Source organism: Paenibacillus sp. J22FR83 (assembly GCF_059691955.1).
Window position 1 is genome coordinate 158,558 of record NZ_JCAUAM010000009.1, and the last position, 12,358, is coordinate 170,915.

General features: G+C 45.4%; 12 protein-coding genes. 8 read left to right on the plus strand and 4 right to left on the minus strand.

Features of this window, described 5'->3' with window-relative positions; translation table 11 throughout:
* Positions 1-126 precede the first annotated feature (126 nt).
* Positions 127-339 (minus strand): KTSC domain-containing protein, encoded by a 213-nt coding sequence (locus AC58PV_RS17815; protein WP_236291977.1) that lies wholly within the window; start codon positions 337-339, stop codon positions 127-129.
* Between the two features lie 233 nt (positions 340-572).
* Between AC58PV_RS17815 and AC58PV_RS17820 the strand changes: the two genes are divergently transcribed.
* Positions 573-995 carry a hypothetical protein gene (locus AC58PV_RS17820; protein ID WP_497433569.1) on the plus strand — a complete coding sequence of 141 codons (423 nt, stop codon included), beginning with the start codon at positions 573-575 and terminating at the stop codon, positions 993-995.
* Between the two features lie 47 nt (positions 996-1,042).
* On the opposite strand, the gene AC58PV_RS17825 is transcribed toward AC58PV_RS17820, so the two are convergent.
* Positions 1,043-1,816 carry a LytR/AlgR family response regulator transcription factor gene (locus AC58PV_RS17825; protein WP_497433570.1) on the minus strand — a complete coding sequence of 258 codons (774 nt, stop codon included), beginning with the start codon at positions 1,814-1,816 and terminating at the stop codon, positions 1,043-1,045.
* A gap of 188 nt (positions 1,817-2,004) precedes the next feature.
* On the opposite strand from AC58PV_RS17825, the gene AC58PV_RS17830 reads away from it, so the two are divergent.
* On the plus strand, positions 2,005-2,634 hold the full coding sequence (locus AC58PV_RS17830; protein WP_497433571.1) for a hypothetical protein: 630 nt from the start codon (positions 2,005-2,007) through the stop codon (positions 2,632-2,634).
* On the opposite strand, the gene AC58PV_RS17835 is transcribed toward AC58PV_RS17830, so the two are convergent.
* Positions 2,605-3,246, minus strand: a complete 642-nt coding sequence (locus tag AC58PV_RS17835) for a helix-turn-helix domain-containing protein (protein WP_497433572.1) — start codon at positions 3,244-3,246, stop codon at positions 2,605-2,607. The genes AC58PV_RS17830 and AC58PV_RS17835 overlap by 30 nt on opposite strands.
* A gap of 254 nt (positions 3,247-3,500) precedes the next feature.
* Between AC58PV_RS17835 and sigI the strand changes: the two genes are divergently transcribed.
* The 4 genes from sigI to AC58PV_RS17855 all read left to right on the plus strand — a co-directional run bounded on the left by sigI (position 3,501) and on the right by AC58PV_RS17855 (position 8,990).
* Positions 3,501-4,289 (plus strand): RNA polymerase sigma factor SigI, encoded by a 789-nt coding sequence (gene sigI / locus AC58PV_RS17840; protein WP_497433574.1) that lies wholly within the window; start codon positions 3,501-3,503, stop codon positions 4,287-4,289.
* 19 nt (positions 4,290-4,308) lie between these two features.
* Positions 4,309-5,721: an anti-sigma-I factor RsgI family protein gene (locus AC58PV_RS17845; RefSeq protein ID WP_497433575.1), complete on the plus strand. Its 1,413-nt coding sequence runs from the start codon at positions 4,309-4,311 to the stop codon at positions 5,719-5,721.
* A gap of 192 nt (positions 5,722-5,913) precedes the next feature.
* Positions 5,914-6,927, plus strand: coding sequence for an aldo/keto reductase (locus AC58PV_RS17850; RefSeq protein ID WP_497433577.1), 1,014 nt, complete (start codon positions 5,914-5,916; stop codon positions 6,925-6,927).
* 557 nt (positions 6,928-7,484) lie between these two features.
* A complete protein-coding gene (locus AC58PV_RS17855; protein ID WP_497433578.1) occupies positions 7,485-8,990 on the plus strand; it encodes a leucyl aminopeptidase in 1,506 nt (501 codons plus the stop codon).
* Between the two features lie 102 nt (positions 8,991-9,092).
* On the opposite strand, the gene AC58PV_RS17860 is transcribed toward AC58PV_RS17855, so the two are convergent.
* Positions 9,093-9,647, minus strand: a complete 555-nt coding sequence (locus AC58PV_RS17860; protein WP_497433579.1) for a hypothetical protein — start codon at positions 9,645-9,647, stop codon at positions 9,093-9,095.
* Positions 9,648-9,776: 129 nt separating this feature from the next.
* Here AC58PV_RS17860 and AC58PV_RS17865 point away from each other — a divergent pair, with 129 nt between their 5' ends.
* Positions 9,777-11,054: an MFS transporter gene (locus AC58PV_RS17865; protein WP_497433581.1), complete on the plus strand. Its 1,278-nt coding sequence runs from the start codon at positions 9,777-9,779 to the stop codon at positions 11,052-11,054.
* A gap of 1 nt (position 11,055) precedes the next feature.
* Positions 11,056-11,979, plus strand: a complete 924-nt coding sequence (locus tag AC58PV_RS17870) for a Gfo/Idh/MocA family protein (protein WP_497433582.1) — start codon at positions 11,056-11,058, stop codon at positions 11,977-11,979.
* Positions 11,980-12,358 lie beyond the last annotated feature (379 nt).

A 12,358-nucleotide genomic window follows, 5' to 3' on the forward strand; every position in this document is an offset into this window, starting at 1 on the left:
TATGTTGTATTGTAGCATATGCGCCATATAAACCAAAAATCTCCACCCCTTACGAAAGGGCGGAGATTGCTGAGTATCTTGCGGTTGCTTATGATGTTTGACCGAGGGGAAAGGTGATCTTGTAGCTTACTTGGTAGAAATGTTTTCTTCCATGTACCTACTCTCCGTAAGTCGCATGAGAGAATCATATCGATTCGCCGACGTGAAAAGCAAGAGATACTCATCTTGTTTGACATTGGTGTAGGAAGCTCTGAATCCGGTATGATACTGGACTGTCATGCTGGAGGATTGATCGTCGTACTGCACAAAAGCTATCTGTCTGGAAACACTCGGAATCATGTTCACGCCGCTCTCCCCTTCATCTTAAGAATTCGGAAAACACGTATTGGTTCAGTCAATACTATAATTATGCTTATACAAACACATTTAGAATGATTTGACATCTCCGAGAGCTCTTATGAAAAAGGAATTTCACACATTTGTAACGAATATATTAAAGAAATCCGGGTTTGACGAAGCTTATGCTTACGAGGAGAGTTTTGCTAAGGCAAAACTTTAAGGAGGGAATTCCCATGAGTTTTTGCTGTGGAGCTAGTATGATTGGAACAAAAGGTACTTTAAAGCATATACGTACACAAATTCACAATGTGCCCATCCTCTTCTGCCCGGTATGTCACCATATTGAGGTTCACTATTTGGTTGAGAATGAATATGAAATCCTCGCCGAATATGCCCATGGAGATGGCGCTGCTGAAGTCGATTTCATTGAATACGTCGATGGCAAAGATCATCTGTTGCACGATAATTGCGTGAATCATGAAGGTGAGGAACCGCTCGATATCGTTCGCTGCCAAATCGATATGGCGTTAGATCTGCTAGGATTCGCCAAATCGATTGAGGACCAGGAATGGGAAGAGCAACTCATGAAGCGACTCAAGATGCTTAGCGTACGCCGCGACAAGCTCAAAAATAAAAAGACCTCTAAGAATTCTTAGAGGTTGTCCTGTTAGGAATGGAGCCGTGCTGCACATGCAGTGCGGCTTTATTTGACTTCCTGCAGCAATTTTGCGAATTCCTTCTGCAAATCACGGCTAAGTGGAATCTTGACGGAGGTATGTCGCAAATGAATGAGAAATCTCCGAGAAGTGGGGAACCCGCTTTCTTTCACAAACGAAACGACATGCCGCAGATTCACAAGATAGCCTTTGAAGGGACTGAACATATGGGGTGTGCTTTGCGCTAGAATATCCGATAAATTCGAGCTGGATTCCATTTGAGCGCCATTCACCAAGTGAATTCTGGAGAGTCGTTTGTCCTCTTTTTCCACAAAGAGAATCGCATCTTCGGAAATAGGAAGCTGTGATTTCTGATTTTTAACAGTAATCCACGTTGCTGAAGCAGGCTGTATTTCTTCTGAAGTACGGCTTCGCTCTAGTTGAATTTCTGCAATCGTTTTGCGAATGGCCGCTTGAAATTTGGGCAGTAGGACTGGTTTGGAAAGAAAGTAGACAGAATCAAGCTCATGGAAGGCAGTCAAGATATGCTCTGTATTCGTAGTTCCACTAACCATAATGACCTTCATTTGGTACCCCGAAAACCGCAAGGCTTTCACAACGGAGATGCCATCCAATTTCCCCTCAAGTCCAATATCCATGAGCAGGATATCAGGTTGCAGCTTATCGTAATCCCGTAGAAATTGTTCCCCGTCCGATACAATCGATATAACCTGTAAGCCACATTGCTGACAATAGTTTTCTAATAATTGACCTACCCAGTAATTATCTTCTACGATGGCGACTGTAAAGCCATGCTTCATTTACGGATCTCACTCCAATCCTTTCTAGACAATCGCAGAAAATTTTGTCATCTTATACGCTATAACAGCCAACTTAGTCCACTTTGAAGGCAAAAGTACAAATATCTTGTATACTTTTAAATGTAAGGATAAAAATTAAAAAGTTGCTTATCGTATAACTTCGTCGCTTAGAAATGGGGAAAGCGCAATTGTTCACATGGGTAAAACTGATACTAGCCATTATTCATTTTGTTCCCATGGTCTTATTCTCCTTGTTGCTGTTTCGCATTCGAATAAAGCCATATTGGAAACAAATATCGCTTGCCGTGCTGGTGGGAGCACTACTTTCCTTAATTAATAATTCGCCCCTCATATTGGTATGCATCATATGTATCTTACTTATGTGTGTATGGCGATATCGGTTCGTACCTGCTTTACTCATTGCACTTTCGGGTTACATACTTCCAGTTCTAATTTCAACGACTGTCTATGTTTGTATCAATTTCACACAAGATGAAGCCTATCATGTCATTAAAGATGAACTTGCCGTTTCTTATACGACACGTTTCTTAATTCTGTTAGGTAAATTCGTATTCCTGATGACGTTATATAAGCGGAGATTAGGATTTACCTTTCTTTCGCATTATACGAGAATACCATTCAATCGAGAGAATATCGGGGCCTATTTATACATGATCGTTGTTATTATCGGCATGATCTACCGTCATGCTTTTAGTGATAATGTATTCAGTGTCGTGATGCCCATTCAGCTATTGAGTATGGCCACAATTCTATTCATCTACGTTATGCTAAGTAAAGAACTTGGCATTCAAAGATGAGGGACTTGAATGACCTAATGATTCCAAGGCGTGTCCATTATTAAATGCGACATAATCAAGAATAGTTTGATGATACTTCTTTTGTGGGATTGCTGCGGCAATAATGAAGGGAGCATTTTCATATGTATCAAAATAAAGTTTGCCTTCTGCGGAGGCATACTTTTTTATTTTGTTCAAATTTACGAAAAGATGCATATCCATTTTCACAAAATGATGCTCTGTTAATGTTTCAATAAAGTGTGTGAAAGCCACGAGAGACTCAACCTGTTCTTCACGCATGCCGTCCTCTGAATAGTAGATAATGGATTGAATGCCAAATTCAACATACCAGATCGTATCTAGATTGGCTTGCCCAGGCTTCGACCATGTGGAAGTTTCTTCTAAATATCCTGCCTTTTTAAGTAAATCCGTATACGGGTATTGATAAGCTTGTGCCAACTTTCTCAATGTCTCTGGAGATGGTTTAATAACATCATTGGTCGTACGATTACGACCCAATTCCAAATCTCTAATATATGCATGAGATAGGCCGCTTTTATTAGCTGCTTTACGCAATGAAGCTTTGCCTCGTAACGTTTCAAGAAACTTTCCAAAGTGATTGCTTGCTTCCATATATAAAACACCTCCCTGTCGTACCTCCGCTATTCAACATGGCTCATCTGAGATGGCACCCTGATAGAGGTTTTCTTAATATTATAAAGGATTGATAAAGCAATTGAAACCGTGAACAAGGGTTTATTTGCCAGTAGGTGCTCATTTAAAGATCTATGTTATAATGAATCAGCAAATTATTTATAATTTTCATTATACATACCCCCTGAATTGTTATATATAAGGACGAAACTACTATACTGTGAGGTGGAAAGGTGCTACTGGTACTATTCAAAAAGTTTCTGGGAAAGAATGAGTCCCACGGAAAAAATGAACCGCAAGCCTCTTCACTTGAGGTAACCATACATCAGATTCAAAAAGGAGACCTACGACTAAGGAATCAATTTATTGCAGATTATCAGCCCTATGTAGCGAAAGTAACGAGTAGGTTTTGCAAAAGATTCATTGATCCTGCAAGAGATGATGAGTTTAGCATTGCTTTAGCAGCTTTTAATGAAGCTATTAATCAATACTCTTCGGTCATGGGAAGATCATTTCTTGGTTTTGCAGAAACGGTCATCAGGCGAAGACTCATCGATTTTATTCGTAAGGAGTCACGCTTTAAAGGACAAATCCCTTATAGCTCGTTTGATCAAGAAGATGATGAAGACAACTTAATGAATCCAATTGAGGTTCATCAAGCCATCGAAGCCTATGAGAAGCAGAAGGGTTTAGAAGAAAGGCGAAGTGAGATTATTGATTTTAATCGCTGCTTAAGTGATTTTGACATTAATTTCTCAGAATTAACGGATGCCTCCCCCAAGCATGACGACTCAAGGCAGATGCTATTCGGTATCGGCCGCACGCTTGCACTGGATTCAGAGCTTATGCGCACTCTGTTGACGAAACGACAGCTGCCAATTAAAGAGCTGCTCGAGCAAGTTCAAGTATCTAGAAAAACGTTGGAACGAAATCGTAAGTACATCATTGCCATTGCTCTTATTTTTAACGGACCCTATCCGTATTTACGGGATTACTTACATATTCGTGATGAAGAAAGTTGAATGAAAGGAAGAACAGCGCATGAACAAGGGGATCGTAATGGAATTAAGCGAAAGCTCCATTATTGTGATGAATTCAAAGGGGCATTTTGATAAGTTACCACGGGGGACGCGCAGCTGTGAGTTAGGTGAAGAGATTCTCTACTCACCTCTGAAGCGTCGGTTACAAGTACCGCAAATGGCCATCGTTTCCGCATTGGCTGCTGCCATAGTTGTATGCTTCGTTCTAGTTACAACCTTGTCAGGCGGCATGCCCGGCAATAGCGTAGTTGCGTATGTAAGTATTGATATTAATCCAAGTGTTGAAATTGGCATTGATAATCAGGAAATTGTTCGTGATCTGCGTGGATTGAATACGGACGGAGAAGATCTGATTCAGGCCCTCGTGTATGAAGGTAAGTCCTTAGCGGATGTAACGTCTGATATTCTCGATAAAGCCGAGCAAGGGGCATTGGCGAAAGGTGAAGGAGATATTATTATTTCCTCCACAGTTGTAGGCGCCAAAACAAAAGTCGACGACGAAGCTATCGCGACGAAACTGAAAGCTCAGGTTAATAAACACATCGAAGAGAGTCATCCGGATCAAGTGAAGAATTATGAAGTGCAAGCCTTCGCTGCACCACAAGAAATTAGGCAGGAAGCCAAAGCTAGCGGTGTATCCGCAGGGAAATACGCGATCTATCTCAATGCCATTGATAATGGTGCGAAAGTATCGCTGGATGACATCAAAACAACTTCCATTCATCAACTTGCGAAGGACAACGGTGGTATTCAAACGTTCGTTAAACCGGATAAGCCGATTGATAAGTCTTCTTTGCAAAGGTTACTTGCTGACGAAAAGTCCGGTAAGCTGAGTGAACGAGCTGGGCAAACTCCCGTTGCCAAATCTGGATCTAATTCATCTACGAAAGATGATGATAAGAACAGCAAAAATAACAACGGCAAAGGTAACAACACAGGAAGCAATACGCCAAGCAAGGTAACGAAGAAGCCGACGCCGACGCCAACATCGAAGAACGATAGAGACAAGAATGACAATAACGGAAGAAATAACAACAATAATAACAATGGTAAGAATAACGGAATTGATAAGAATAATGACAACGATAAGAACGATAACGACAAGAATGATGATCGCAAACCGACCCCAAAGCCGGATCGTAGGGATGATGACGATGATGGGAAGAAACCGACGGTAACGAAGCAACCAACTGCGACGCCGAAGGCCACCCCTACACCAAAGGCTACTGCAACCCCTAAGGCGACAGCGACGCCCAAGGCAACAGCTAAGCCTACAGTGAAACCAACGAGTTCAAGTAAACCTACGGTAAACCCATTCTCTAAGGATGACAACGGGAAATTCCCCGGAGTCAACTGGGGCTGGGGAAATAATGATAGGGACGACAATGGGAATCAAAATGAGGGAAGAAGATAAAGGAAGAGCACCTGGGGCATTTGTCTCAGGTGTTTTTGCATGTACGGGATCTCTTGCAGCATGGAAAGTAGAAGTGACTTGTATTACAATATTGAAGTGAAGTGAATGCTCTTGCGGGAGAGCGTGAGGAAGAAGAAGTAATAGAGTAAGTTAATCTGGTTGTAGACCAGCAAACCTGAGGGGGAATAGGGCTTGAAGTATTCAACATTTGGGAAGTCAGGTTATAAAGTGTCGTCATTAGGGTTTGGCGCTATGAATTTGCCTAGCGTTCCTTTGGAACAAGCGAGAGAAGCGCTTAATTATGCTTTGGACCATGGCATTAATTACATAGATACTGCGGCAGCATATAGGAATAGTGAAGAAATTATAGGGGAGTGCATCTCGCATCGAAGACAGGAGTATTTCTTGGCAACGAAAACGGGAGCACGTGATTATGCTACGGCGAAAGCGGAAATCGAGCGAAGCCTAGTACGCATGAAGACCGATCATGTTGATTTATTACAAATTCACTATGTGAATAACGTAACGGAATATAAGAAAGCGATGGAAGTCGGTGGCGCTTATGAGGCGGCATTAGAGGCTCAGCGAGAGGGCAAAGTGCGATTTATCGGCATTTCCGGACATCGTCCAGATCTACTTGTCAAATGGATTGCGAACGAGCAGTTCTCGCAAATTCTATTTCATCTGAACTTGGCACAGCCTTTTGCTTTGGATGAGCTAATTCCCAAAGCAGCTGAGATGGATTTGATGCGCGTCGCCATGAAGCCGTTGTCAGGTGGATTCATTCAACCAGTGGAACAGGCGATCCGCTATCCGTATAGCCAAGATGTGCATGTAACAATTTCGGGGATGGTCAGCGTTAAGGAAGTGCAAGAAAACTTGGATGCGCAACTGAAAGAAGTTGGCCCCGAGGAGCGCCGTGAACTAGAGCAGCTCGCACTTGAACTAGGTGAGCACGATTGCAGACGTTGCAATTACTGCTCATGTCCACTGGAAATCCCAATCCCTGATGTGATGATCGCTAGTAAGTTCAGAGAGAAATTCGGCTTGCTGCCGAAGGGGAATGGATTTTTCCAGCGCCATCAGGAGAAAATAACTAGCTGTGCAGACCATGACCCTTGTAAGGTAGTCCCACTGTGTGAAGCGAAGTGTCCGTACCAATTGCCAATGTCATCGGTCGTGCAGAAGGCTGCTTCGTTTTATTAGGGAGAGTAAGGAGTTTCGCTAGGAGTAGGGTATATAGGTGCGTGCGAGTGTGGAACAAGGGAGTAGGGCATGTAGGTGCATGTGCGCGATACCGTATGAAGGTGACCCAACATGCGACTCCTCACGCGAATAAATGGAAAAAGTACAGCTAATTTTGATTAATCCGATGAATTTAGAGGAATAGATGGATTTTATGTAGTTAATTTGCCTAGATTGGTTTGAAAATGGCAATTCGGTGGAAAATAGCTGGAGTTTTTCCAGTTAAATGGATTTTTTGGCGAGAAAGTAAGGAATTAACGGGAGTTTTTATAGTTAATTGGCGGAGTAGTCTGGTTAGGGGAGCGAGATGGAGAGTACGGTAGAGAGACAAGATTAAGAAGCTAGTTAGAGTAGAAGTGTAGCGAGTAAGGTAGAGTAACAAGTTAGGAAGCAAGTTAGAGTAACAGGATTGGATGTATAGTAAAGTAGCAAGATAGCGGCAAGGTGGAGTAGAAAGACAGGAAATAAGAATTAAGAGTAAGGGTTGAAATTTGGATGAGGGTAGGGATCATTTTCCTATGTTTACGAGAATAACTGACATTACAACGCGTGTGTACACCTCGTTGTTGGAAAATACAGAAGGGGCAGACGCGATTCTCGTCTGCCTCACGGAAGCGGAGCTGCGCCAGGACGGCGTCCTCGGCCTGCCGCAGCTCGACCAGGCCCTTGAGCGCATGCGCGCAAAGGGCCTATTCACGGGCGCATCAGGCGAGCTAGAGGCGCTGCCGACCCACGGGCTGCTGCCGTACGCGTACGTGCTGGTTGCGGGGCTCGGCCCCGCTGCCACGCGCGATACGCTGCGCGCAGCCGCGGTCTTCGCAGCGCGCAAGATGCTCGCGCTGCAGTTCGAACGCTTGGCGCTGAAGCTGCCAAGCGGCTTCGACACCCGGTCAGCCGCCTCGGCGCTGACCGAAGGGCTGCTCCTCGGTACGTACCGCATCGCGGCGTACCGCAAGAACGAGCCTGCGCGCGCGGAGCTGCGCCAGGCGGTGTTGCTCACGGAAGCGGCTGCGGATGCAGCGCTTCTTCAACAAGTCGCAGCCGCCGAGGCGATTGCGGAAGGCACGAACTATGCCCGGGATCTCACGAACCTCCCGGGCAACAAGCTTGTGCCGGCTTCCCTCGCAGAGGAAGCCATCAAGCTCGCCCAGCACTATGGCTTCGCCGTAGAAGTGCTGGATGAGCGCGAAATCGCCGCCCGCGGGATGGGCGGCCTCACAGCGGTGGGCGGGGGCAGCGTCCACCCGCCCCGCATGATCACCCTGCGTTACACGGGTGATCCAGATAGCGCCGACGTGCTGGGCCTCGTCGGCAAGGGCGTGACCTTCGATACCGGCGGTATCTCGATGAAAAGGCCCGACGGCATGGAAGAAATGATCAGTGACATGGGCGGAGCTGCCACACTGCTTGGAGCTCTGCACGTCGTCGGTCAATTGAAACCGAAGGTGAATCTGGTTGTGGTCATTCCCGCTGCGGAGAATATGACGTCGGGTACGGCGTACCGTCCTGGGGATATCGTTACGATGCTCAGCGGGCATTCCGTGGAGGTACTCAATACCGATGCGGAGGGTCGTATTATTTTGGCAGAGGGAATCACCTACGCGAAAGCGCAAGGGGCGAACCGACTCATCGATGTAGCGACATTAACGGGTGCGATTTTGATATCTTTGGCAGACATCGCAACAGGAGCCGTTACGAACGACGATGAATTCATTAAACCATTTCTACAAGCAGCAGGAGCTGCTGGTGAGAAAGTATGGCAGCTTCCCAACTATCCTGAATATCGTGCGATGCTAAAGAGTGATGTAGCGGATATCAAAAATGCGACCTCCTCCGACCGCTGGGCAGGCGCGATTACGGCAGGTCTGTTCATCGGATACTTTGCCGAAGAAACGCCGTGGATCCATTTGGACACCGGTGGTACAGCTTGGTTATGGTCGGCCAAAGGCATCGAGCCCAAAGGGGCAACTGGTGTAATGGTTCGTACGTTAGCAGCGTATTTGTGCGACGAGCTCCGCACTTAATCTTTTTAAAATAAAAATCACCCACGATTGAAACTCTCAAACCTACTTGTTGCATGTAGACTGAGATCTCAAGCGTTGGGTGATTTTGTGTTTTGGTGCCCCTTAAGCGCCAACTTGTTGGCCTACAGAAGCAGGTTGTTTAAAGTTGGTTTGCAGCAATTCTTCAATATCCGAAGTACGAATAATTAGACGGTTTACTTCATTGGTTGTATAAGAGAGCTGTTCGGTGCGCTGCTGAAGCTGGGATAAGGAAATGCCAATCCAATGTTTCTTACGGCGATGCTTGAACAGATCATATTTGAGTACAGTAAGCGTTGCCGCAAATGGATCTGGCTTTACATACACATCTTTCATATTATCTGAGAGATTGAAGAAAAGTTTGCCGCCATTCCATTTGATATAACCCGGTTCAAAAAGAATTACGAGAAAATCAGTATCTCCGCCATCCTTGTTTTCCATTGAAATGAGGCGTACAGCGCCGTTCCCTTTGGGCTTAATATATTGATTCGAGCGGATATCTGGTAAAAAGGGGACGACAAGAATCGGGCAAACACTAGCGACATACAAATAAGTAGTTGACTCAAATTTCAGAGAGAGTACAATGAAAATCAAAAAGAGCAACAATGTTGCCAGCAAACCCCAATATTTAGATTTCATAAGGTTTCGATAATCCCGCCTGACATGATAGATTAGGTAGTCTTTCCTATTTTAACATAAGCAACCCATAGGTTGTAAACTATTAGATCCTACTAACCTTGCTAGACCGACAAAAGGAGTTTTATACCTATGAAACTATTCGATCCGAATGCGCGTAAGCCGAAGAAAAAAATGTCCAATTACCGTAAAAGTTTACTCGTCGCAACATTCGAGGGCTTTCCTGCTGTTATTATTTTTCAACTGCTTGGGGGGCCGTTCTTAACCGGTTACTTGATTTACTTAGGAGCAAGCTCGACGGAAATTGGACTTATTCTTGCCATTACAACAGTCGTGAACATTGTGCAAATCGGGATGGCTGTTGTCATGCAGAAATTTCAAAATCGGAAGCGCATGCTGATTATTTTCGGATCAACCCATCGTGTCTTATGGGCTTGTGTAGGTTTAATTCCTTTTGTCTTGCCGCAAGAGTATTGGGTCATCACTTATATGATTCTGTACACGGCTGCGCATCTGGGGAATGCGGCAGGGGGAATTGTGTGGACATCACTAATCAGCGACGCGGTACCTGGACCGATTCGTGGTCGTTATTTTGGAATGCGGAATACCATTCTAGGTGGCGTAAGCTCACTGGCGCTATTCGTAGGTGGTCAGATTCTCGATAGGTATCCCGGTGAGCAGGGCTTCAATTACCTTTTTATGATCGTAAGTGTATGTGTGGTTCTTAACGTGATTGCTTACTTTTTGTATCCGAATCCGCCTTTCGAGCCTTCAACAGCCTCCAATCCAGTTGGGATGATCCGGAAGCCACTGATGGACCGCGCGTTTCTCAAAGCGATTATATTCTTGGCCGCCTTCCTCTTCGTGCAAGGATTAACGGTGCCGCTTTTCTCCTATGTCATGTTGAAGTTGATGAATGTATCCTATGGAACTGTTTCCTATATTACCGTGGTACATACGTTAGTCATGATGGCTAGCTATTATGTATGGGGAAATTTGAATGCACGATTCTCGGCTCAAACTTTGCTATTATGGTCGCTTCCGATTATTGCATTAGCTTGTTTATTATGGGGAGCGATCGCCTTCATTCCAGCTGTTGTTGTACTATTCTTAGTTCATATTGTGCTAGGAATTGGTTTGGGCGGCTTTAATCAGATGGTTTTTGCCTTTACGATCGGCGATACGCCAAAGAGTGAACGTCCGATGTACATTGCTACGTATTCAGCGATCACTGGCTTTGCAGCGTTTTTAGGGCCAGTTGCAGGCGGGAAGATTTATGCCCTGATTACCGATCAACCGATGTGGGTGCAGATCTACGGTGTGTCTACGTTGGTTGGAGCGATTTTGCTCATACTAGGATTGTGGGTAGGTCGATATGTGTTGCGAACAGAGATAAGGAGTGGCAATTAATATGTCCAAAAAAAGAATAGGCCTTATCGGATTAGGCGATATTGCGCAAAAAGTATACTTACCACTGCTCTCCGTCAATGAACGGGTGGACCTTGTAGGGATTATGAGCTCTACGCCAGCGACCGTCGAACGGATGAAAGTGAAGTACAGAATCCCGTTCGGGACGACACAATTGAATGACTTGTTAGCGCTTGGGTTGGATGCTGTTTTCGTGCATAGTCCGACTTCGACGCATTATGAACTTGCGATGAAGTGTATGGCGCATGGTGTGGCCATATATGTCGATAAGCCGCTTTCGTATGCGTGGGGAGAGTCCGTGGAAATGGCGTCCTATGCAGAAAGCAAAGGTGTGCTGCTTGCAGCTGGTTTCAATCGTCGCTATGCACCTCTGTATGTGGAAGCGAAAAACTGGTTGCAGGAAGCGGGCGGATTCGACGTAGCGTCTGCCGTTAAGCACCGTACGAAGCTGCAAGGGCATAGTGCGAAGGAAACGCTCTATGACGACTTGATTCACATGTTGGATACGCTGCTTTGGTTGGGTGAAAGCGCATATGAGGTGAGAGCCTCGCACCAACAAGTAGATGACAGTGGCAAGCTGCTGCATGCTTCGGGCATGCTGGGTTTTGGTTCCTCGATAGGCAACTATAGTATGGTTAGACTCGCTGGCGTTGATTTGGAAAAAGTAGAGCTGCACGGCAGCGGAAGATCCGTCGAGGTGACGAATTTGGAGTCAGCGGTCTTTTATGATAGGAATGCCGCTCCGCGCCTGCGCACCTTCGGCAGCTGGGACACGGTGCTGGAGCGCAGAGGCTTCGCCGGAGTCGTCCAGCATTTCTTGGACTCGCTGGAGGATCCGAATGCTTGCGGCATTCGGGCGGATCGAGTGCTGGCTTCTCACCAGCTGGTGGAGAAGTTATCGGTGTGAGAGTAGACTAGCCCTACATCCAACCGACTGTGGCCAATCTCCCATCCAACCTGCTGACGACAGTTGCTGTAAACGTTTGGAAGCTGATTAGTTCGACTTTTCCTACTTAAATAGGAGATTTGGAGGAGATTAGCGGCTGTAGTCCGATTTAGCCCACTTAAAATGCCCAAAACCGGCGCTCACCTTGGAAATTGGTGAAATAGTTGGGTAAAATCAAACTAATCGATCATCGGGTGGGACTTGATTCCATTTAGTTCGGTTTTTTCGGACTATTGATTGGTTAGTGAGTCTAATAAGTGCTAACATCCCCAAAGAAGATAAAAAGGCTGATCCCCAAAAGTAGCACTCTACTTTGGGAATCAGCCTTTTCACGTATTGT